Here is a 21,233-nt window from a genome sequence, read left to right as displayed (position 1 = left end):
ACGGACGATCGTCGCCGGGGTCGGGAAGCGCTGGAATGCCCGGTCAGGGTAGCGAGGGCAGGGGGTTGCCACAAGGCTTGACAGGGGCACGGCGTGGCGCCGGATTCAGGCGTGCGGGAGGCCGCCTTCTGTAGAGCCGAGCCCATGCTCGGCTGTCCACAGCAGCCGAGCATGGGCTCGGCTCTACAACTCCAGCAGGCTCAGGCGATGGCCGCCGCCTGCGTCAGGCCCAGGCACTCACGCACCGGGGCGAAGCTGCGCCGGTGTTCCATGCAGGGGCCGTGCTCGCGCAGGGCGGCCAGGTGGGCCGGGGTGCCATAGCCCTTGTGCTGTTCGAAGCCGTACTGCGGGTGGCGGGTATGCACGTCCTGCATGTAACGGTCGCGCGAGACCTTGGCCAGGATCGAGGCGGCCATGATCGCGCGGTCGATGCCATCGCCGCCGACCAGCGCCTGCGCCGGCAGCACCAGGCCCTTGGGCACCACGTTGCCATCGATGCGGGCGAAGCCGGCCACATGGGCAACCGCTGCAACGACGTCACGCATGCCCTGCAGGGTGGCCTGGTAGATGTTCAGGCGGTCGATGGTGTCCACGTCCACCAGCACCACGTGCCAGGCCAGGGCACGCTCGATGATGCGGTCATGCAGCTGTTCGCGGCGGGCCGCCGTCAACTGCTTGGAATCGTCCAGGCCGTTGATGCGTGGCCGTGACGGATCGAATACCACCGCCGCCACCGCCACCGGCCCGGCCAGCGGGCCACGTCCGGCCTCGTCGACGCCAGCGACCAGGCGTTCCGGCTCGACCACCGTCGCGCCGTCGAACAGGGCCAGGCTGGCCGCTGCGGCGTGACGGCGGCTCATGCCTGCGCCTGGTCGCGCATCAGCAGTTCGCCGACGGCATCGGCGGCACGCGCCGAAGCATTGCGGCGCAGGCGCTCGTGCAGCCGCACGTACGTGTCCTGCAGGTCGATCACCCGCTGCGGGTGGTCGAACCATTGCTGGATGGCCGCGGCCAGCCTGTCCGGCGTGCAGTCGTGCTGCATCAGCTCCGGCGCCAGGTCCTGGCCGGCCAGGATGTTGGGCAGGGCGAAGCGGTCGACCTTGATCAGGCCCAGCGCCTTGACCAGGCGATAGGTCAGTTCGTTGACGCGGTAACCGACGACCATCGGCCGCTTCACCAGCATGGCTTCCAGGGTCGCGGTGCCGGAGGCCAGCACCACCACGTCGGCGGCGATCATCGCGTTGCGCGCCTGGCCATCCAGCACGTGCGAGTAGGCCACCGGCAACGCCGAGCGCGACAGCTGTTCTTCGATCAGCTGCCGGCAGGCCGGGTTGGCGGCAGGCACCACCACATGCAGGCCCGGAATGCGTTCAGAGACCTGCCAGGCGGCTTCGAAGAAGGGTTCGCCCAGGCGTGAGATCTCGCCCAGGCGGCTGCCCGGCAACACCGCCAGCACCTTGGCCGAGGTCGGCAGCCCGAGCGCGGCACGGGCTTCCTCGCGGTTGCCCTGCAGCGGAATGTCATCGGCCATCGGGTGGCCGACGAAGCGTGCGTCGATGCCGTGCCTTGCATAGATCGGCGGTTCCATCGGGAACAGGCACAGCACCAGGTCCGCGCTGCTGCCGATCTTCTCGGCGCGCTTCTCGCGCCAGGCCCAGACCGAGGGACTGACGTAATGCACGGTGCGCACGCCGCGTTGCTTCAGCCAGCGCTCGATGCCCAGGTTGAAGTCGGGTGCGTCGATGCCGATGAACACGTCCGGCTGCCATTCCAGGGCGCGCTGGCGGAACGCCGAGCGCAGCTTGAGCAGCCGCGGCAGGTGGCGCAGCACTTCGGTCAGGCCCATCACCGCCAGCTCGCTGGCATCGTGCCAGGTCTGGCAGCCGGCGCTGCGCATGGCATCGCCGCCAATGCCGGCGAACTCGGCATTCGGGAAGCGCGCCTTCAGTTCACGCACCAGGCCCGCACCGAGCAGGTCGCCGGACGCTTCGCCGGCAACCAGCGCGATCCGCAACGGGCGCTCGCTGAGCACCCGCTGTGCGGGAACGCTGCCGGCCATCGAGGCCAACGGAATCACCGCGGCGCCGGCCGCCGCCTGGCCGGTCGTGCTGCTCATCGCAGCAAGGGCCTCTCGGCGTGCTCGATGAAGTCCAGCATGGCCTTCACGTCATTGCTGTCACGCGCCTGTTCGGTCAGCTGCTGCTTGGCTTCGGCCAACGGCAGGCCGGCCACGTACAGCGTGCGGTAGGCACGCTTGATGGCCGAGATGCGGTCGGCGTCGAAGCCGCGGCGCTTCAGGCCTTCGCTGTTGATGCCGCGCGGGCGGCCCAGCGAATCGGTACCGACCATGGTGAACGGCGGTACATCGCCATTGGTCAGCGCGCCCATGCCGAGGAAGGCATGCGCACCGATGCGGCAGAACTGGTGGGCACCGGCGAAGCCGCTGATGATCACGTAGTCGCCCACGGTCACGTGGCCGGCCAGGGTGGTGTTGTTGGAGAACACGCAGAAATTGCCGACATGGCAGTCGTGCGCCACGTGCGTGTAGGCCAGCATCCAGTTGTCGTTGCCGATGGTGGTGATGCCGCCGCCGCCGCCGGTGCCACGGTTGAGCGTGACGAACTCGCGGAACACGTTGCGGTCGCCGATCACCAGTTCGGTGCGCTCACCGGCGAACTTCTTGTCCTGCGGCTCGCCACCGATCGCGGCATGACCGACGAAGCGGTTGTCGCGGCCGATCCGGGTCGGGCCGTGGATGCTGCAATGGGGGCCCACCACCGTGCCGGCGCCGATTTCAACATCGGGGCCGATCAGGGTGAAGGCGCCCACCTGCACATCGTCGGCCAGGCGCGCGGCCGGATCGATGACGGCGGTGGGGTGGATCCGCGGTGCGTTGTCAGTCATTGCTGCCTCCAGTGGATCAGCCCTTGGCGCCGGCGCACATGACCTCGGCCGACGCGACGACTTCGCCGTTGACCTTGGCTTCGCCGTAGTACCAGCCCATGTTGCGGATCAGGCGCTTCATCTGCACGTCCAGCATCAGCACGTCGCCGGGCACGACCTGCTTGTTGAAGCGGGCGTTTTCCACCTTGACCATGTAGAACAGCTTGGACTGCGCATCGCGGCCGAGCGTGAGCTGGGTCATGACGCCGCCGGCCTGCGCCAGCGCTTCGATGATCAGCACGCCGGGCATGATCGGGCGGCCCGGGAAGTGGCCCTGGAAGAACGGCTCGTTGATGCTGACGTTCTTCTGCGCCAGGATGCGCTTGGCCTCGACGTCGAGTTCAAGCACCCGGTCCACCAGCAGGAACGGGTAGCGGTGCGGAAGCAGTTCCTGGATCTGGCAGACATCGATCGGAAGCTGCAGCGAATCGTTCATTCTTTCTCCTTGCCAGCAGCCAGGACGCGGCGAGCCAATGCGTCCAGCTGCTTGAAGCGCGCGGCGTTCTTGCGCCACGTGCGGTTGTCGGTCAACGGGGTGCCGGACGAGTACTCGCCTGGCTCATGGATGGAGTTGCGGACCACCGACTTGCCGGTGATCACGACCTTGTCACAGATTTCGAGGTGGCCGACCACGCCAACGTGGCCGCCAAGCAGGCAGTAGCGGCCGATCTTGGCGCTGCCGGCGATGCCGGTGCAGCCGGCGATGGCCGAATGCGCGCCGATCTGCACGTTGTGGGCGATCTGCACCAGGTTGTCCAGGCGCACATCCTCGTCCAGCACGGTGTCTTCCAGCGCGCCGCGGTCGACGCAGGTATTGGCGCCGATCTCGCAATCGTCGCCGATGCGGACGCCGCCGAGCTGCGGCACCTTGATCCACTTGCCAGCGTCCATCGCCAGGCCGAAACCGTCGGCGCCGAGCACGGCACCGGGATGCACGCGCACGCGCTTGCCCAGCGTGACCCGGGTGACCAGGGTCACGCGGGCGATCAGTTCACAGCCGGCATCCAGGCTGCAGTCCTCGCCGATCACGCTGCCGGTGCCGATGATGCAGTTCTCGCCGACCACGCTGCGCGCACCGACCGAAACGAACGGGCCGATATGGGCGCTGGCGGCCACCTGGGCGCTGGGGTCGATGACGGCGCTGGGGTGGATGCCCGGCGGGCGGGTCGGCGCGATGTCGAACAGCGCGGCGATCTTGGCGAACGCGGTGTACGGGTCCTTGGCGACGAGCGCAGTGCCCGGGGCGGCCTCGGCGTCGTCGGCACGCAGGACCACCAGCGAGGCCTGGCTGTCGGCCAGCTGGGCGCGGTAGCGCGGGTTGGCAAGGAAGGTCAGCTGGCCAGGGCCGGCATGGGCGAGGGTGGCCACGCCATGGATGGCGGTGGCGGGGTCGCCATGGACCTGCAGGCCGAACTGCTCGGCGAGTTGCTGGGCGGTGTAGGTGGGAGTATTCACGGCGGGAGTTTAACGTGTGGCGCCATTTCGGTCATGCGGGGGCAAGGCTTGGCGCCTGCCTGGTACGGGCGGGAGGCGGCGGGTGGCCCTGGCCAGGACACGCAAAACCCCCTCCATGGTGCTCGATGGCGCCATCCATGGCGCCAACGGTCCTGTCCAGGGCCACCCGCCGCCTCTGGACAATTTCCCGCGAGCGCGGCCAAAAGCCCGTGCCGTGCAGTGTCATCTGCAAAACGAAAACGCCGGGCAGAGCCCGGCGCTTCGCACCCCGTCTGGTGGAGAGCCCCCCTTTGTTAAGGGGGGCGCGCCAGCGGCGCGGGGGATAGGTGAAATGCGCGGGCAATTCACCGGAGGTGGATCAGTTCTGGGGAACAACGTTCCTCAGAACTGGCCACCGAACGTGAATTGCAGACGCTCGATCTTGTCATCGTCTTCCTTCTTCAGCGGGAAGGCGTAGCTGATCGAGATCGGGCCGACCGGGGCGCGCCACAGCAGGGCCACGCCGGTGGACACGCGCAGCTCGTTGGCCTTGAAGTTCTGGGTGCCGTTGTAGACGTTGCCGAAGTCGACGAAGGCCGACACGCGTGCCGACGGGCTGTCGAACAGGCGCGGGAAGTAGGCTTCGACCGAACCGACGGTCTTCAGCGAACCACCCAGCGGCTGGCCTTCCGGATAACCGGTGGTGACTTCGCGCGGGCCGAGGGTGTTGTCCTCGAAGCCGCGCACCGAGTTGGTGCCACCGGCGTAGAAGTTCTCGAAGAACGGCAGGCCGCTGGCGGTGACGGTGCGGGTGGTGCCATCCGGATTGGTCAGCGTACGGGTGTAGTCGTTGCCGTAGGCATCGCCGTAGCCGATTTCCGCGCGGGTGTTGATCACCAGCGACGGCATGATCGGCCAGTACTTGCTGATCTGGTAGTTCAGCTTGTAGTACTCGATGGTCGAACCCGGCAGCGTGGTTTCCAGGCCGATGCGCTGGTAGGTGCCGCGGGTCGGCATGAAGTAGTCGTTGCGCGAGTCGCGCGCCCAGCCCAGCTCGGTGCGCCAGGCGTGGAAGGTGCGCTTACCGACCGCGTTGATGTAGTCGATGATCGACTGCGGGGTCGAGCCCTGGTAGGTGGTGATCTGGTTGCTGTCGATGCCGAACATCAGCGAGACGGTATCGGTCTCGGTCAGCGGCACGCCGAACACCACCTGCGCCGAACCATTGGTGCTGTTGTACTGCGCGGTATTGAAGTCGGAGTAGTCCAGTTCGCGCCAGGACAGGTTATAGCCCAGCGACACGCCGTCATCGGTGAAGTACGGGTTGGTGTAGCTGAAGCCGTAGCGCTGCAGGTAGCTGCTGCGCGAGGCTTCGACCGACACGCGGTTGCCGCCGCCAAGGAAGTTGTTCTGCGACAGCTGCACCGAGGTGGTCATGCCGTAGGACTGCGAGTAGCCCAGGCCGAACACGAAGCTGCCCGAGGTGGTTTCCTTGACGTTGTAGACGACGTCGACCTGGTCGTTGCTGCCGCTGACGGCCGGGGTCTCCACTTCCACCGATTCGAAGTAGCCCAGGCGCTGCAGGCGGATCTTGGAGCGGTCGATCGCGGCCTGCGAGTACCAGCTGTTCTCGAACTGGCGCATTTCGCGGCGCATCACCTCATCGGAGGTGCGGGTATTGCCACGGAACAGGATGCGGCGCACCGAAACGCGCGGGCCGGGCACGACCTGCATGTTGATGGCGACGGTCTGCTCGGCGCGGTTGGTGGTCGGGATCGGGTTCACCTTGGCGAACGCGTAGCCGATGTTGGACAGCGAATTGGTGATGGTGTCCGAGCTGAATTCCAGCAGGGCACGCGAGAACGTGTCGCCGGACTTCTGGATCACCATGCGCTCGACGTCCTCCTGCGGGAGGATGGTGTCGCCGCTGACCTTGATCTCGGAGATCTTGTACTGCGCACCCTCGGTCACGCCCGCAGTCAGGAACATGTCGCGCTTGTCGGGGCTGATCGAGACCTGGGTGGAATCGATGCTGAAATCGACGTAGCCGCGGTCCAGGTACCAGGAGTTGAGCTTTTCCAGGTCACCGGACAGCTTTTCCTTGGAGTACTGGTCGTCACGGCGGTACCACGACGCCCAGTTGTGCTCCTTGGACTCCCAGGTCTCCAGGATGTCCTTGCTCTCGAACTTTTCGGTGCCTACCAGGTTGACGTGGCGGATCTTGGCCGCCTTGCCTTCCTTGATGGCGATGGCGATGTCCACGCGGTTGCGGTCCAGCGGGCTCACCGTCGGGGTGATGTCGACGTTGTATTTGCCACGGTCGTTGTACTGGCGGCGCAGTTCCTGGGTCACGCGGTCCAGGCTCAGGCGATCGAAGGTGCCGCCCTCGGTCAGGCCGATGTCGGACAGGCCCTTGAGCAGCTGGTCGGACTTGATGTCCTTGTTGCCGGTCACGGTCAGCTTGTTGATCGCCGGACGTTCCTTGACGGTCACCACCAGGATCGTGCCCTGGCGGTCCAGCTGCACGTCTTCGAAGAAGCCGGTCTTGTACAGGGCGCGGATCGTCTCGCCGACCTTGTTGTCGGTGACCGTCTCGCCACGTTCCACCGGCAGGTAGGTGAATACCGTGCCCGAGCTGATGCGCTGCAGGCCATCGACGCGGATGTCGCTGACAGTGAAGGGCTCGGCTGCCTGGGCCAGGGCGGGAGCGCCGGTGACGGCGGCGAGGGCGAGGGCCAGCAGGCGGCGATTGGGGAGTCGCGTCATGTCACGTCCGGTAGGAAGGTCGATTTCATTGGTGCGGGATGCCGACGCTGTAGACGGCAACAACATGGAAAAGTTCATCGCGGGACCAGGCCGAGGATGTCGTTGTAGAACGCCAACCCCATCAGCCCGGCCAGCAACGCCAGGCCGATGTATTGGCCGGCGGCGATGGCACGCTCGCTCAGCGGGCTGCCCTTGACCAACTCGATAAGGTAATACAGCAGGTGGCCGCCGTCCAAGATCGGGATCGGCAGCAGGTTGATGATGCACAGGCTGAGGGACAGCAGGGCAAGGAACTGCAGGAACCAGTCGAGGCCGCGCTTGGCCGAGACATTGGCCACGCGGGCGATGGTGACCGGCCCGGAAACGTTCTGCAGCGAGGCCTTGCCGGTGACGATGCGGCCCATCATGCCCAGCGAGTCGGCCGCCAGGCGGCCGGTTTCGCGTACCGCGACGGTGACCGAGTCCAGGGGGCCGTAGCGCAGGAGGGTGTCGTAGGGGGGGCTGAACTTGGTCGGGAACTGAACGCCGATCTGCCACGTGGGGCCGCCCTTGGCGTCCTGGCCCTTGCGTGGCGTCACTTCCAGCGCCAGGCGCTCGCCGCCACGCAGGACCTCGATCATGCCCGGGCCACCGGCACGGCCCAGCGCCTGGATCTCGCCGATCACCTGGTCGGCGCCGTCGATGCGCTGGCCGTCAATGGCCACGATCAGGTCGCCCGGCTGCAGTTGCCCGGCCACCACGGAGTCCGCGGTGAGCGACTCGACCAGCGCGGGCTGCAGCCACGACTGCCAGTACATGCCAGCCAGGATCGGCACCCGCCGCTCATCGAAACCCGCCGGCAGCTGCGACAGCGGCAGGGTGCGCGTGCGCACCTGGTCGGCCGTATCCAGCACTTCCAGCTTCACGTCGCGGCGGTCCATCGCGGCCGCGGTCAGTGCCATGCTGGCCTCGCCGAGGGTGACCACCTGGCGGTCGTCCACGCGCAGCACGCGGTCGCCGCTGGCCAGGCCGGCACTGGCGGCGATGCCGCTGACGCGGCCGACGGTGGGCGAGTAATCCTGCTTGCCGATCACGAACATCGCCCACAGCAGGAGGATGCACAGCAGCAGGTTGGCGATCGGGCCGGCGGCAACGATCGCGATGCGCTGCCAGACGGTCTTGTGGTTGAAGGCCTGGCCGCGCTCGTGCGGGTGGACTTCGACCTCGCGTTCGTCGAGGAACTTCACGTAGCCACCCAGCGGAATGGCGGCGATGGCGAACTCGGTACCATGCCGGTCGCGGCGCGACCACAGCGGCCGGCCGAAGCCGACCGAGAAACGCAGGATCTTGACCCCGCACAGGCGCCCGACCCAGTAATGCCCGAACTCGTGGAACGTGACCAGCAGCCCGAGGCTGACAATCATCCACCAGACCGATCCGATGAAGTCAGTCATGCAGGCTCACAGTGGCGGGCAGGGGCGGCGGCGTCATGCTGGGCGAGGCGGTCGTTCAGGCGGCGTCGATGGCGTTCAGGGTGAGCTGGCGTGCCCGCTGGTCGGCGGACAACAGGACCTCCAGTGTATCGGCTGCTTGCGTCGGCAGTGTTGAAAGAGCGTTAGCAACCAGCGCCGGGATCGTCAGGAAACCGATCCGGCCCTGAAGAAACGCTGAAACCGCCTCCTCGTTGGCAGCATTCAGCACCGCCGGTGCGGTGCCGCCGGCCTGCATGGCCTGCCAGGCCAGGGCCAGGCAGGGGAAGGCGTCGGTGTCCGGGGCCTCGAAATCCAGACGGCCCTGGGCCAGCAGGTCCAGCCCGGCCACGCCCGATTCGATGCGCTGTGGCCAGCCCAGGCCAACGGCGAGGGTGGTGCGCATGTCCGGCAGGCCCATCTGCGCCAGGGTCGAGCCGTCGACGAACTCGACCAGCGAATGGACCAGGCTCTGCGGGTGCACCAGCACTTCGATGCGTTCACCGGGCACGCCGAACAGGTGGTGGGCCTCGATGACTTCCAGGCCCTTGTTCATCAACGTCGCCGAATCGACCGAGATCTTCGGTCCCATCGACCACTTCGGGTGGGCAACGGCCTGGGCCGGGGTGACCTGGGCCAGTTCGGCGCGGCTGCGGCCACGGAACGGGCCGCCGGAGGCGGTCAGCAGGATCCGGCGCACGCCGGCGCCGTCGACGCTGGCGTCGCGCGAGCGCAGGCACTGGAAGATCGCGCTGTGTTCGCTGTCGATCGGGATGATTTCGGCGCCGGCACGTTCGGCGGTACGGGTCAGCAGTTCGCCGGCCAGCACCAGCGATTCCTTGTTGGCCAGCAGGATGCGCTTGCCGGCGGCGGCCGCGGCCAGGGTCGAGGACAGGCCGGCAGCGCCGACGATGGCCGCGACCACGGTATCGCAGGCGTCGCTGGCGGCCAGCTGGTCCAGCGCGGCATGGCCGGCATGGGCTTCGGTGGCCAGTCCGGCGTCGCGCAGGCCGTCACGCAGTTCGGCGAACAGCGATTCGTCGGCGATCACCGCGTGCGCGGGCTTGTGCTGGCGGCACAACGCCAGCAGCCCCTGCACCTGGCGTCCGGCGGCGAGCACGGTCGCCTGGTAGCGCTGCGGGTGGCGGGCGATCACGTCCAGCGTGGAGGCACCGATCGAGCCGGTGGCGCCGAATACGGCGACCCGGCGCAGGTCTGCAGCAGCATTCATGGTCAGAACCCGAAGATTTCCTTGCCCAGCGCGAACACCGGGACGGCGGCGAGGACGCCGTCGACCCGGTCGAGCACGCCGCCATGGCCCGGGATCAGGTGGCCCGAATCCTTGGCGCCCGCGTGGCGCTTGATGAGGCTCTCGAACAGGTCACCCAGCACCGAGGCGAACACGGCCACGACCGCGGTGATCAGCAGGCCCGGCAGGTGTGCGGTATCGATCCCGGCCAGCCAGCCCAGGCCGACGGCCACGGCGACACCGGCCAACAGGCCGCCGAACAGGCCTTCCCAGGTCTTGTTGGGGCTGATCCGCGGGGCCAGCTTGTGCTTGCCGAAATGGCGGCCGGCGAAGTAGGCGCCCGAGTCGGCCGCCCACACCAGTGCCAGTGCAGCCAGCAGCCACAGGTGGCCCTGCTTGCCCGGCGGATCGCCACCGGCATGGATCAGCACCAGCGCGGCCCAGGCGGGCACGATGGCAAGCGTGCCGGCCAGCATCTTCAGGATGCGCGAGGGCGCCGACGGCTGTGCACCGAAATTGAAGAAGCGCAGCCAGACCAGCGCGGCCAGCCACCAGGCAACGCCGGCCAGCGTGGTTATCTGGAACAGCACCAGCGTACTGCCATCGGCCCAGACCAGCAGCACCATCAGCAGCAGGTTCAGCACCAGAAGTACGGTGCGTGCCAGGGTGTCTTCGATACCGGCCAGCTTCAGCCATTCCCACAGGCCGATCAGCAGCACCGCAGCGGCGGCGGCGGCCAGCCATTGCGTGGGCAGCAGCAGGATCGCCGCAATGGCAACCGGCGCCATGATCAGCGCGGCGAGGACTCGGGTCTTGGTCATGGGCTGGAAGTCTCGGTGGCCAGTGCGGCAATCTGGGCGCTGGTCAGGCCGAAACGACGCTCGCGGCCGGCATAGGCGTCCAGCGCCTGCTGCAGCTGCCCGGCATCGAAGTCCGGCCACAGGGCCTCGGTGAACCACAGCTCGGTGTAGGCCAGCTGCCACAGCAGGAAGTTGCTGATGCGGGTGTCGCCGCCGGTGCGGATGAACAGGTCCGGCGGCGGCAGGTCGGCAAGGGCGACCTGGCTGTCCAGCAGCGATTCGTCGATCTGCTCGGGCAACAGGCGACCGGCCGCCACTTCGACGGCCAGGGCGCGCGCGGCGCGGGCGATGTCCTGGCGGCCGCCATAGCTGGCCGCGATCGACAGGGTCAGGGTGGTGTTGTCGGCGGTGCGCTGTTCGGCCAGCTGCATGCGGCTGACCAGCCCGGCACCGAAGCGCTCGCGTTCGCCGATGAAGCGTACGCGCACGCCGCGCCGGTGCAGCTCGTCCACCTCGCGGTCGAGCGCGCCGAGGAACAGCTTCATCAACGCATCCACTTCCTCCTGCGGCCGGCCCCAGTTCTCGCTGGAGAAGGCGAACAGGGTCAGCGCCGGAATGCCCAGTTCAAGGCAGCGCTCGATGGTGCGGTTGACCGCGCGCGCGCCGGCACGGTGGCCGATCACGCGGGGGCGACGGCGCTGCTGTGCCCAGCGCCCATTGCCATCCATGATGATGGCAATGTGGCGGGGCAGGGCGGCCGGTAACGGAGGCGGGGCTGAAGGCATCGACTTCAGACCGACAGCAGTTCTTTTTCCTTGTCGGCGACGACCTTGTCGACGTCCTTGATGTTGGCGTCGGTCAGCTTCTGGATGTCGTCTTCGCCGCGCTTCTTCTCGTCTTCGCTGATCGCCTTGTCCTTGACCAGCTTGGCGATTTCCTTGTTCGCGTCCTGACGGATGTTGCGGATCGCGATCTTGGCGCCTTCACCTTCCTTCTGCACCTGCTTGGCCAGCTCCTTGCGGCGCTCTTCGGTCGGCGGCGGCATGTTGATGCGGATCGCGGTGCCGAGGGTGTTCGGGGTGAACTCGGCGTTGTAGAGCCCCTTTTCGATCTCCTTGATCATGCCCTTGTCGAACGGCGTGACCAGCAGCGAGTGCGCGTCGGCGTTGGAGATCGAGGCAACCTGGTTCAGCGGGGTGCTGGCGTTGCCATAGGCACTGACCGTCACGCGGTCCAGCAGGGCAGGCGTGGCACGCCCGGTCCGGATGGAGGTGAGGGTGTGCTTCAGAGCGTCGATGCTCTTGGCCATGCGCGTCTGCGCGTTGTTCTTGATGTCGTTGAGCATCGCCCGGTCCTGGATGTATCTGGAATCGGGCGATTATAGGCGAATACGGGACGCTGCCGGGCCTGAATCGGCCCGATCGCCGCCTCGCGCTCAGGCTCAGGCCGGGTCGCGGCCCTGGACCAGGGTGCCGATGTTCGCGCCGTTGAGGATCTTCAGCAGCTCGCCCGGCTGGCCCATGTCGAACACGCGCATCGGCAGGTCGCTGTCGCGGGCCAATGCGAAGGCCGCCGTGTCCATCACTTCCAGGCCGCGGCGGATCACTTCGTCGTAGCTCAGGCTGTCGAAGCGGACCGCATCGTTGTGCTTGTTCGGGTCCTTGTCGTACACGCCATCGACCTTGGTGGCCTTCAGCAGCAGATCGGCGCCGATCTCGATCGCGCGCAGGGCGGCGCCGGAATCGGTGGTGAAGAACGGGCTGCCGACGCCGGCGGCGAAGATCACCAGGCGGCCCTTTTCCAGGTGGCGGATGGCGCGGCGGCGGATGTAGTCCTCGCACACGTCGTTGATCTTGATCGCGCTCATCACGCGGGCCTTGGCGCCCAGCTTCTCGAGGGCATCCTGCATGGCCAGGGCGTTGATGACCGTGGCCAGCATGCCCATCTGGTCGCCGGTGACCCGATCCATGCCGCCGGCGGCCAGGCCGGCGCCGCGGAAGATGTTGCCGCCGCCGATCACCAGCGCCACTTCGGCACCGGCCTGCTGGGCTTCGATGACCTCGCGGGCCAGGCGATTGATGACCTTCGGGTCGATGCCGTAGTCCTCGTCTCCCATCAGCGCCTCCCCGGACAGTTTCAGAAGGATGCGGCGATAGGCGAGCTTGGACATGAGGACCTCGGGTGCGTGGAAATCGCGGGCGATTCTACGCGCATGCGGCGTCGTGCCAAAGTGTTTTGTGCACTGCGGCGCAGAATCCGGTCGTTCGCCCCGGTCAAACGGGGCTTCCCGTTCAGCCCAGCTCGGCGCCAGCGGTGGCCGACAGCTCGTCGTGGCCGAGGGCACCTGGCGAGCGGGCGATCACCCGGTTGCGGCCCAGGTTCTTGGAGCGGTACAGCACGTCGTCGGCTGCGCGCAGCAGGTCCTGCACGTCGGCGAAGCGCTCGTACCCACCCTGGGTGGCCACGCCGGCGGAGAAGGTGACGAACAGCGGCCCGCCCTCCAGCTCGGCCATCGGCGTGGCGACGATGTTGGCCAGCACCCGGCGGATCACGTCCAGGGCCACGCTTTCGCTGGTGTTTGGCAGCAGCGCGACGAATTCCTCGCCGCCGAAGCGGGCGACGGTGTCACTGTTGCGCAGCTGGCCCTGCAGCTTGCCGGCGAAGGCGCGCAGTACCTCGTCGCCGGTCAGGTGGCCGTGGGCGTCGTTGATCTTCTTGAAGTCGTCCAGGTCGATGAAGGCCACCGACAATGGCCAGCCCTGGCGGCCGGCGCGCAGGAATTCCTGCTCCAGCACCGCTTCCAGCTGGCGGCGGTTGAGCACGCCGGTCAACGCGTCACGATGGGCCTGGTCGGCGAGGCGCTTGGCGCGCGCCTCGAACTCGTCGGCGCGGCGTCGTGCCTGGTCGGCGTCCTGCAGTTCGCGCAGGTTGCGCAGCGTGGCCAGCTCCTGCGCGTGATCGATCAGCTCGCGCACCCGCGCCGGGGAATTGAGGCCGGCATCAAACAGGCTGGCGATGTCGGGCAGGGCTTCACTGATGCGGGCGAGGACCTGGTCGAAGCGCGCGCTGTCCAGCTCCAGGCGGTCGTGCACCTGCTGCAGGGCGCGCTCACGCGCGGCGTCGGCGTCGCTGTCCAGCCAGATGTCGGCCACCGCGCCGGACAGCTGCACGCAGGCCTGGAACGGCGATTCGGCGGCGTCCTCGTCCTCGCTGTGGCTGATGCTCTCCACCAGGTAGCGGGGCAGGCCCCATTGCTCGGCCACCCACGCGCCGACTTCGGCATGGCTGCAGCCCAGTTCCTCGCGTTCGCGGGCGACCAGGTCGATGTTGTCGCGTGCCTCGCGCAGCAGCGGCAGGTAGCGCTCCGACTCGGCCTGGGCCAGGCACAGTACGCCCAGGTCCTGCAGCAGGCCGGCCAGCATCAGTTCTTCCAGCCGGCGCAGGCCGCGCGCCTGGCCCAGCTGGCTGGCAGCCAGGGCGCTGAGGATGCTGCGCTTCCACGCGCGCTGGCGCAGGTCGTGGTCGGCGCCGGGGCCGCCGGTCAGGCCCTGGGTGACGGTGAAGCCGAGGGCGAGGCTGATCGTGGCGTTCAGGCCCAGCATGGTCAGCGCCTGGCCGAGGTTCTCGATCCGGCGGCGGCTGGCGTAAAGCGGCGAATTGGCGATGCGCAGCATGCGAGCGCTCAGCGCCATGTCGATGGCGATGATGTCGGCAGCGGTGGCGATGTCCGCTTCCGGGTCCTGGGCCAGTTCGATGATGCGCAGGGCAATACCGGGTGGCGAAGGCAGGTTGCGGCAGAGCGCCAGGGCAGCTGTCAGCTCGGGAGGCATGTCGGGTCGTTCAATTCCATTAGGACAAGAATACCTAGGAATGCATCACAGTCCGCGATTTTCGTTCCTGCTAAATGACTGTGGATTCCCTGCGCCGAGTATCGGCTTGATTCGCGCGCAACGCAAAGGTGCCGGTTGTGCGCACCAACGGTGCGCACCCACCGGTGGGCCATGGGTTGATCCCTGGGTCCATGCATAAAAAAAGAGCCGCGGTTTCCCGCGGCTCCTTCTGGTCGCTTCACAGCCGGAAGGCTGGAATCAGACCTGCATCGCCTTGGCAACTTCGGCGGCGTAGTCTTCCACCACCTTCTCGATGCCTTCGCCGACGATCAGCAGCTTGAAGCCTGCCACGTCGGCGCCGGCGGCCTTGACCACCTGCTCGACGGTGGTGTCGCCCAGCACGTAGGTCTGGCCGTACAGGGTCACGTCGCTGACGATCTTGTTGATCTTGCCGCTGATGATCTTTTCCAGGATGTCGGCCGGCTTGGCCTTGTCCTTATCGGTCATCTTGGCCAGCTCGATTTCCTTTTCCTTCTCGACGAACTCGGCCGGGACGTCCGCAGCCTTGTTGTGCGGCGGCTTCAGCGCGGCCACGTGCATGGCCAGGCCACGGGCCAGCTCGACGTCGCCGCCGATCAGGTCGACCAGCACGCCGACCTTGCCGTTGGTGTGGACGTAGGCGCCGATGTTGCCGGTGGTGTCGACCTTGACCATGCGGCGGATCTGGATGTTCTCACCCAGGGTCTGCACGGCGGTGGCGCGGGCTTCCTCGACGGTGCGGCCGTCGGCCAGCGTGGCGGCCTTCACGGCTTCGACGTCGTTGGCGCCCGATGCCAGGGCAGCAGCGGCGACGGCGTTGACGAAGGACTTGAAGTTGTCATCGTTGGCGACGAAGTCGGTTTCCGAGTTGACTTCGACCAGCACGGCCTTGCCGCCGTCCTGGGCCAGGCCCAGGCGGCCTTCGGCGGCCACGCGGTCAGCCTTCTTGTCGGCCTTGGCGGCGCCGGACTTGCGCATGGCTTCAGCAGCGGCGTTGATGTCGCCGTTGGCTTCGGTAAGCGCCTTCTTGCATTCCATCATGCCGGCGCCGGTGCGCTCGCGCAGTTCCTTGACCAGGGAAGCAGTGATTTCCACGGGATTACCTCACGAAAGAAAGGGGTTGGGCCGGCATGGTGGCCGGCCCGTGTGACACGGTCCTGTCACGCGCCGATGGCTGCGTGCAGGGAGGGTGGACGCCGGGCGTCCACCCGGGGCCTGGATCAGGCCTGGGCGTCGTCGCCCTTCTTGGCAGCCTTCTTGGCCGGAGCGCGGCGGGCCGGCTTCTCTTCGCCTTCAGCAGCGGCTTCAGCGAATTCTTCCTCGCGCACCGAAGCGGCGTGCGGGGCAGCCGCCTTGCCTTCCAGCACGGCGTCGGCAGCGGCGCGGGCGTACAGCTGCACAGCGCGGATGGCGTCGTCGTTGCCCGGGATGGCGTAATCAACCAGTTCCGGGTTGTAGTTGGTGTCGACCACGGCGATGACCGGGATGCCCAGCTTCTTGGCTTCCTTGATCGCGATGTCTTCGTGGCCGATGTCGATCACGAAGATGGCGTCCGGCAGGCGGTTCATGTCCTTGATGCCGCCCAGCGAGGCTTCCAGCTTGTCGCGCTCGCGACGCAGGCCCAGCACTTCGTGCTTGACCAGCTTCTCGAAGGTGCCGTCGGTTTCACCGGCTTCCAGTTCCTTCAGGCGGGCAACCGACTGCTTGACGGTACGGAAGTTGGTCAGGGTGCCGCCCAGCCAACGCTGGTTCATGAACGGCATGCCGCAACGCTCGGCTTCTTCCTTGATGGTTTCGCGGGCGCTGCGCTTGGTGCCCAGGAACAGGACGGTGCCGCGCTTCTGGGCAACCGACGAGATGAAGTTCATCGCGTCGTTGAACAGCGGGACGGTCTTTTCCAGGTTGATGATGTGGATCTTGCCGCGGGCGCCGAAGATGTACGGAGCCATCTTCGGGTTCCAGTAGCGGGTCTGGTGGCCGAAGTGGACGCCGGCTTCCAGCATCTGACGCATGGTGACCTGGGGCATTGCAATACTCCTGATATGGAACCAGCGATTCCGCCCGCGGGGATAGGTATGCGGGACGCGTGGAAGCGCGATCGGTTCCGGGGTTGGGCTTCCCTGTTGCCTCCGTGGCCGAACTCCTTGCGGAGCACCCCGGCACGGATGGGGGCAGCAGGTGTGGATTCACCGGTGACGTCCGGTGTGGACGGGTTCGCGCGCACGCTGGCGGCAGGAATCCGGTCGATTATAGCCCGCTGGGGGCGCTTGCTGCAATTGCAGGGTCAGTTGCGGCCAGATCGACCTCGCGGCCGTCCTGCAGGCGTGCCTGGAAGCGGCCGCCTGCATAGCCATCGGCGCGGGCAGGCAGGGGCCAGCGGCGTTCATGGCCCGCCAGAATGTAGCCGGCCAGGCCAGCCGTCAGCAGCGTTGCCTGGCCGTCCGCCGTGATGAAGCGCAGATCGTGCAGGCGGCCGTGCAGGGTACCGGCATTGCTGAGTCGCAGTACGGCCAGAGACCCGTGGGCCTCGACGCGGCCCAGCAGCCGGGCCTGCAGTGCTGGCCCCGCTGGGCCGCGGAACAGCGGCAGCGAATAGCGCGGCAACCCCGGCAACGTCGGTGCCAGTACGACCCGATAGGCCTGTTCAGCGGCCGCCGCTGGCGGATCGCCTGGCAACAGCCAGACGCGCTGGGTGCTGCCGGGGGCCAGGTCCAGCCGCGCCGGGCTGACCCGGATCTGGTCGCTGGGGTGCAGTCGTTCGGCGTCCAGCTGCTGATCCCACGCCAGCACCTGCACCTGGCCCTGCCAGCGGCCGGGCCCGGGGTTGTGCAACCACAGTTCGGCGCTGCCGCCCTGGGCCGGCAGCTGCAGGGTGGTCGGCAACAGCTCCAGCGCTGCGGCAGGCAGTGCCAGCAGCAGTGCCAGCAGGATCAGCAACGCGCGCATCAGTAGATGAGGGTCACGGAGGGTGTTGCGTTCTCGTCCGTCGCCGGTGGTGCGAGCTCGCGGACCTGGCGCGGGGCCTGGGGTGCGTCACTGCGCTGGTGCGGTGCCGGGCAGCGGATGCCGCCGCCATCGTCGCTGCAGGATTCAACCACGGTCAGCCGGATCTGCAGGGGGCTGCTGGGTTCGGCCCACGCCGGCAGGCTGGCGACCAGCATTGCCCCGATCAGGAATGTGCGAACCACCTGCCATCCACCATGCTGAAAGACTTGCTGCGCGGTATCGGCGGGATGTGCCGGAACTGTAGCGCCGAGCCGGCGCTCGGCACGGCCTTCGTCCGGTGGGTGCCGACCGTTGGTCGGCACGCCGGTCAGTAGGTGATCGTCACCGTCACTAGGTCGTTGTAGGTGCCGGCCGGCGGCTGGCCGCTGACCGGTGGCACCCGGCCATGGATGGTCAGCTGCTGCGCGCTGCCGGTACCGGTGCCGCTGGCCGTGTCGACGGTCAGGGTATTGCCCCAGCGCAGGCTCCGCGCCGAGTCCCGGTAGAGCTCGTAGGCGAGGTAATAGGTGCTTCCGCCGAGGGTGGTGGCCATGCGCCGGGTGGTGGTGGCGGTGGGATTGTTCTGGCCGTTGTTGAGGCCGACCTGGAAGGCAGTGTTCTTCAGGCAGGTCAGGGTGAGGGTGGCGGTCCGGTCGATGTTGGCCGGAATGCCGCCGGTGACGTTGCCGAAGTCCATGGTGGTGGTGACGTAGCTGCCACATTGCGGCAGCACGTTGGCGGTGGCGGTGAAGCTGAAGGCTGCACTGGCGCTGTTGGTGCCGGTGGCGCCGCCATTGCAGGTGGCGGGCACGGTGGCGGTACCGAGCAGGACTTCGTTCCAGGCCCAGGTCAGGACCACGTTGGCCCCGCTGAAGGTGCTGCTGTACGCGCCGGAGGCCAGGATCTGGTTGGCCGGGATCTGCCCGAACAGCTGTATGGACTGCGCACCGCTGCCGCCCGTCACCAGCGGCACGTTGTAGGTCATGGTCAGTTCCTGCGCAGGTGGCGTGCCGCGCGGCACCAGTCCGGTGACCTGGCCGAAGCTGGCGTTGTTGTACAGCTGGAAATTCAGGGTGTCACTGCTGGAGGTGACCATCGTGCGGAAGGTGGAACTGCTGCCGCCGCCACTGCCTGCGCCGATGCCCACGCAGACGCGCACGCCGGTGGTGGCCAGCAGGCTCAGCGCGGCGGTGGTGCAGGTCACCGTGATGTTGAGGTTGGCCGTACTCGGGCCGGGTGCATTGCTGTTGATGTTGCCGAACGGCAGGGTCGGATTGGCGACCGCCGTGCAGACCGCGGTGGCACCGGCGGGCGCCGCTGCCAGCAGGCCGGCCCAGAGCAGCAGGACGAGCAGCAGCACCCTCATGGCGCCACCTCCGGGATGCACTGCTGCGGCGCCGGCTTCGGCCGTGCGCCGGACGCCACCACCTTGGGCAAGTCCGGCACTTTCACGCGGCAGGGGCCGCGGCTGGTGGTGACGTACAGCACGCTGCCGGCGGCAACGTCTTCCAGATAGAGCAGGCCGTCGTAGCCGACCGTGGCCTGGCGGCCATCGGGCAACCGCACCTCGCTGCCGACCTCCAGAGGCTGGCCGTCCATTGCCAGCAGGGTCAGGCTCAGTGACGGCCGCGAGCGCAGCTGGAAGGTCACGCGGGTGCCGGCGCGCTGGCGCGGGGTCACCCAGTCCTCGATGCGGTCGGCGCGCATGTCTTCGGGCAGGTCCAGGGTGTCGATCGAGACCCGGTTGCGCTGCCAGGACAGCAACGGACTGACCAGCAGCAGGCCGCGATCATCGGTGACGCCGATCAGGCGGTTCTCCAGCCGCACCGGGACGCCGCCCACCCCATTGGTGCTGATCACCGCGAACGCATCGGACACCTCGCGCGTGGCGAAGGTGTGCCCGCCCATCCACACCAGGCTGCCGCTGGCGCTGGCGTAGGCATAGTTGAGTCCACCCTGGCGCGAGGCGCCGAACGAGTAGCGACCGACATCGTTGAGGATGCCGACCTCGGCCAGGCCGCCGTTGCCGTCCTCGCCGTGGCGCAGCTGCGCGCGCCAGCCGACGCCGCCGGCGCTGCCATCGCCCGGCACTGGCTGGGTCACGTCCGCCACCCAGCTCTGGCTGTCGCCGTTGCGCTGGCTCGAAAGGCTGGCCTGGCGGTTGTTGCCCAGGCTGGCAGTCACCGACAGGTAGATGCTGCGGTCGTCGCTGCGGTCCAGGTTCTGGTTTACCGAAAGATAGGCCGACCAGCGCTGGCTCCAGGTACGTGACCAGAACAGGCTGGCATAGCGGTTGTCGTCTCCATCCGGGTAGCGCAGGCGCAGATAGCTGGCGCTGAGCGTGCCCAGCCGCAGCAGGTCCAGGCCGAGCGTGGCCTGCTCGCTGATGCTCGGCGGCAGGTTGCCCTGCAGCGCGCCGAGGTCGCGGTAGTCGCCGTGGCTGCGTACGCTGCGCAGATTGACGTTGAAGCGACGGTTGTTCCAGCTGTAGCCCAGCGCCCATTGCCCACCCTGCAGGCCGTGGTAGCCGCTGTGCGCATAGGCGGCATTGAACACGCCAGCGGCGCCGAGCAGCCACCAGCCACCGACACCGGCCTGGGCCAGGCCGCCGCCGCCTTCGGCATGCGCCTCGCCGGTGAACGTGTCGGTGACACCGCCGCGCCAGCTGGCACTGGCCACCGTGCGATCGTCATAGGCGAAGGAGCGCTGGCCAAAGTCCTCGCGCAGGTGGCCGACGCCGGCCGACCAGTCCGAAAGGCCCCTGGCCAGCAGCTGCTGGGTGCCATAGAAACTGAAATCCAGCGTCTGCATGCGGCCGAACGCATCGGTCACCACCACCTGCGCGTTACCGGTGCCGCTGATGCCGGGCTGCGCCGCCAGCTGGAAGGGCCCGACCGGCACCTGGCCGCTGTACTGGCGCAGGCCATCGACATACAGCTCGACCGTGGAGGGCACCACCGCCTGGCCGAGGAAGCTCGGCGTGGGCGTGAGCACGCGGTAGGGCTGCAGGCCGTAGTTGCGGCCGATCTGCAGGCCGCCCAGGCGAACCGGGCGGGTCCAGTCGACGAAGCCGCTGTAGAAGTCACCGACCTCCAGCGTGGTTGCACTGTCCGGGAAATCCAGGCTCCAGCGTGTGTCCAGCCGCACGCTTTCGCCGCGCCAACGGCGATCGCCGGGTTGCTGGTAGCGACGGCTGATGGCGGTGTTCTCAAAAGTCCCGTTGCCGATGCCGAACACGCGCAGCTCCGAGCTCAGGCTGAGATTGCCCAGTGTGTCCACCCGGCTGCCGTAGACGTCGTAGTTGAGCAGCACGCCGGGCGAGGCACTGCCGGTCGGCGCACGCGCCTGCGGCCGGCTGAGCACCGTGGTCGGCAGGGTCAGCTGGTCCAGTGGTACATCCAGCGCCAGGGTCTGCATGTGCGCGTCATAGCGCACCACCGCACCGCTGATCTGGTCCAGGTAGACCGGCGCATCGCCGCTGGCGTTGAAGCCAAGCTGGCGCAGCACTTCGGGGCTGGCCTGCAGCCGGCCGCGGTTCTCGGTGAATGGCAGCAGGCCGCGCGGGGTGCTGTTGAGCGACACATCCAGGTACAGCGCCTGGCTGGCGGTCAGCGGGGTCGGGGGAGGCAGGATGGCATCGGCCGACACGCCGGATACATCAACGGCCGCCACGCCGGACACATCGGCGGCCTCGGTCGCCGCGGGAGCCAGGGCCGCCAACAGCGCGCCCATCAACGCC

General features: G+C 67.8%; 19 protein-coding genes. All 19 read right to left on the bottom strand.

Translation table 11 applies throughout. From position 1 onward, the window contains the following. Positions 1-200: 200 nt before the first annotated feature. Positions 201-860 (bottom strand): ribonuclease HII, encoded by a 660-nt coding sequence (locus J3A72_RS17750; protein WP_014646490.1) that lies wholly within the window; start codon positions 858-860, stop codon positions 201-203. Next, positions 857-2,059, bottom strand: coding sequence for a lipid-A-disaccharide synthase (gene lpxB, locus J3A72_RS17745; protein WP_134967132.1), 1,203 nt, complete (start codon positions 2,057-2,059; stop codon positions 857-859). Before lpxB ends, J3A72_RS17750 begins: the two co-directional genes overlap by 4 nt. Before the next feature lie 53 nt (positions 2,060-2,112). Beyond that, on the bottom strand, positions 2,113-2,904 hold the full coding sequence (gene lpxA, locus J3A72_RS17740; protein ID WP_014646492.1) for an acyl-ACP--UDP-N-acetylglucosamine O-acyltransferase: 792 nt from the start codon (positions 2,902-2,904) through the stop codon (positions 2,113-2,115). Positions 2,905-2,920: 16 nt separating this feature from the next. Next, positions 2,921-3,379, bottom strand: coding sequence for a 3-hydroxyacyl-ACP dehydratase FabZ (gene fabZ / locus J3A72_RS17735; RefSeq protein ID WP_005415845.1), 459 nt, complete (start codon positions 3,377-3,379; stop codon positions 2,921-2,923). Then, on the bottom strand, positions 3,376-4,398 hold the full coding sequence (gene lpxD / locus J3A72_RS17730; RefSeq protein ID WP_014646493.1) for a UDP-3-O-(3-hydroxymyristoyl)glucosamine N-acyltransferase: 1,023 nt from the start codon (positions 4,396-4,398) through the stop codon (positions 3,376-3,378). Before lpxD ends, fabZ begins: the two co-directional genes overlap by 4 nt. Before the next feature lie 381 nt (positions 4,399-4,779). Continuing rightward, the gene (gene bamA, locus J3A72_RS17725; RefSeq protein ID WP_032956838.1) at positions 4,780-7,143 is read right to left on the bottom strand and encodes an outer membrane protein assembly factor BamA; all 2,364 of its coding nucleotides are present in this window, start codon (positions 7,141-7,143) and stop codon (positions 4,780-4,782) included. Positions 7,144-7,217: 74 nt separating this feature from the next. After that, positions 7,218-8,576: an RIP metalloprotease RseP gene (gene rseP / locus J3A72_RS17720; RefSeq protein WP_014646495.1), complete on the bottom strand. Its 1,359-nt coding sequence runs from the start codon at positions 8,574-8,576 to the stop codon at positions 7,218-7,220. A 55-nt stretch (positions 8,577-8,631) separates the two neighbouring features. Continuing rightward, on the bottom strand, positions 8,632-9,822 hold the full coding sequence (locus tag J3A72_RS17715; RefSeq protein ID WP_049403801.1) for a 1-deoxy-D-xylulose-5-phosphate reductoisomerase: 1,191 nt from the start codon (positions 9,820-9,822) through the stop codon (positions 8,632-8,634). A 2-nt stretch (positions 9,823-9,824) separates the two neighbouring features. Next, the gene (locus J3A72_RS17710; protein WP_014646497.1) at positions 9,825-10,661 is read right to left on the bottom strand and encodes a phosphatidate cytidylyltransferase; all 837 of its coding nucleotides are present in this window, start codon (positions 10,659-10,661) and stop codon (positions 9,825-9,827) included. Then, a complete protein-coding gene (gene uppS, locus J3A72_RS17705; RefSeq protein ID WP_075075660.1) occupies positions 10,658-11,425 on the bottom strand; it encodes a polyprenyl diphosphate synthase in 768 nt (255 codons plus the stop codon). The genes J3A72_RS17710 and uppS overlap by 4 nt, the downstream gene beginning before the upstream one ends. 5 nt (positions 11,426-11,430) lie before the next feature. After that, a complete protein-coding gene (frr, locus tag J3A72_RS17700) occupies positions 11,431-11,985 on the bottom strand; it encodes a ribosome recycling factor (protein WP_014646499.1) in 555 nt (184 codons plus the stop codon). Between the two features lie 96 nt (positions 11,986-12,081). Then, positions 12,082-12,810, bottom strand: a complete 729-nt coding sequence (gene pyrH, locus J3A72_RS17695; RefSeq protein ID WP_075075661.1) for a UMP kinase — start codon at positions 12,808-12,810, stop codon at positions 12,082-12,084. A 121-nt stretch (positions 12,811-12,931) separates the two neighbouring features. After that, positions 12,932-14,470 (bottom strand): GGDEF domain-containing protein, encoded by a 1,539-nt coding sequence (locus J3A72_RS17690; RefSeq protein ID WP_075075662.1) that lies wholly within the window; start codon positions 14,468-14,470, stop codon positions 12,932-12,934. Positions 14,471-14,728: 258 nt separating this feature from the next. Beyond that, complete coding sequence (gene tsf / locus J3A72_RS17685; protein ID WP_032956847.1) at positions 14,729-15,604, bottom strand: translation elongation factor Ts; 876 nt, start codon at positions 15,602-15,604, stop codon at positions 14,729-14,731. A 125-nt stretch (positions 15,605-15,729) separates the two neighbouring features. Beyond that, positions 15,730-16,536, bottom strand: coding sequence for a 30S ribosomal protein S2 (gene rpsB / locus J3A72_RS17680; protein WP_005408748.1), 807 nt, complete (start codon positions 16,534-16,536; stop codon positions 15,730-15,732). A gap of 220 nt (positions 16,537-16,756) precedes the next feature. Beyond that, a complete protein-coding gene (locus J3A72_RS17675; protein WP_049403809.1) occupies positions 16,757-17,455 on the bottom strand; it encodes a pilus assembly protein in 699 nt (232 codons plus the stop codon). Beyond that, complete coding sequence (locus tag J3A72_RS17670) at positions 17,455-17,670, bottom strand: hypothetical protein (RefSeq protein ID WP_041863203.1); 216 nt, start codon at positions 17,668-17,670, stop codon at positions 17,455-17,457. The genes J3A72_RS17675 and J3A72_RS17670 overlap by 1 nt, the downstream gene beginning before the upstream one ends. 152 nt (positions 17,671-17,822) lie before the next feature. Then, positions 17,823-18,860, bottom strand: coding sequence for a spore coat U domain-containing protein (locus J3A72_RS17665; protein ID WP_075075663.1), 1,038 nt, complete (start codon positions 18,858-18,860; stop codon positions 17,823-17,825). Next, the gene (locus J3A72_RS17660; RefSeq protein WP_075075664.1) at positions 18,857-21,226 is read right to left on the bottom strand and encodes a fimbria/pilus outer membrane usher protein; all 2,370 of its coding nucleotides are present in this window, start codon (positions 21,224-21,226) and stop codon (positions 18,857-18,859) included. The genes J3A72_RS17665 and J3A72_RS17660 overlap by 4 nt, the downstream gene beginning before the upstream one ends. Positions 21,227-21,233: the final 7 nt, after the last annotated feature.

This window comes from Stenotrophomonas sp. PvP093 (assembly GCF_017876915.1).
GTDB classification, from domain to species: domain Bacteria; phylum Pseudomonadota; class Gammaproteobacteria; order Xanthomonadales; family Xanthomonadaceae; genus Stenotrophomonas; species Stenotrophomonas muris.
Note: the sequence above shows the minus strand (reverse complement) of the source record. Positions and strands in the feature narration are given on the sequence as shown.

Coding starts and splice junctions, on each gene's coding strand:
- lpxA (WP_014646492.1), bottom strand. CDS start 2,904: ATGACTGACAACGCACCGCGGATCCACCCCACCGCCGTCATCGATCCG.
- J3A72_RS17660 (WP_075075664.1), bottom strand. CDS start 21,226: ATGGGCGCGCTGTTGGCGGCCCTGGCTCCCGCGGCGACCGAGGCCGCC.
- J3A72_RS17675 (WP_049403809.1), bottom strand. CDS start 17,455: ATGCGCGCGTTGCTGATCCTGCTGGCACTGCTGCTGGCACTGCCTGCC.
- J3A72_RS17710 (WP_014646497.1), bottom strand. CDS start 10,661: ATGACCAAGACCCGAGTCCTCGCCGCGCTGATCATGGCGCCGGTTGCC.
- J3A72_RS17690 (WP_075075662.1), bottom strand. CDS start 14,470: ATGCCTCCCGAGCTGACAGCTGCCCTGGCGCTCTGCCGCAACCTGCCT.
- fabZ (WP_005415845.1), bottom strand. CDS start 3,379: ATGAACGATTCGCTGCAGCTTCCGATCGATGTCTGCCAGATCCAGGAA.
- pyrH (WP_075075661.1), bottom strand. CDS start 12,810: ATGTCCAAGCTCGCCTATCGCCGCATCCTTCTGAAACTGTCCGGGGAG.
- J3A72_RS17665 (WP_075075663.1), bottom strand. CDS start 18,860: ATGAGGGTGCTGCTGCTCGTCCTGCTGCTCTGGGCCGGCCTGCTGGCA.
- J3A72_RS17670 (WP_041863203.1), bottom strand. CDS start 17,670: ATGCTGGTCGCCAGCCTGCCGGCGTGGGCCGAACCCAGCAGCCCCCTG.
- J3A72_RS17750 (WP_014646490.1), bottom strand. CDS start 860: ATGAGCCGCCGTCACGCCGCAGCGGCCAGCCTGGCCCTGTTCGACGGC.
- J3A72_RS17715 (WP_049403801.1), bottom strand. CDS start 9,822: ATGAATGCTGCTGCAGACCTGCGCCGGGTCGCCGTATTCGGCGCCACC.
- lpxB (WP_134967132.1), bottom strand. CDS start 2,059: ATGGCCGGCAGCGTTCCCGCACAGCGGGTGCTCAGCGAGCGCCCGTTG.
- frr (WP_014646499.1), bottom strand. CDS start 11,985: ATGCTCAACGACATCAAGAACAACGCGCAGACGCGCATGGCCAAGAGC.
- bamA (WP_032956838.1), bottom strand. CDS start 7,143: ATGACGCGACTCCCCAATCGCCGCCTGCTGGCCCTCGCCCTCGCCGCC.
- rseP (WP_014646495.1), bottom strand. CDS start 8,576: ATGACTGACTTCATCGGATCGGTCTGGTGGATGATTGTCAGCCTCGGG.
- uppS (WP_075075660.1), bottom strand. CDS start 11,425: ATGCCTTCAGCCCCGCCTCCGTTACCGGCCGCCCTGCCCCGCCACATT.
- rpsB (WP_005408748.1), bottom strand. CDS start 16,536: ATGCCCCAGGTCACCATGCGTCAGATGCTGGAAGCCGGCGTCCACTTC.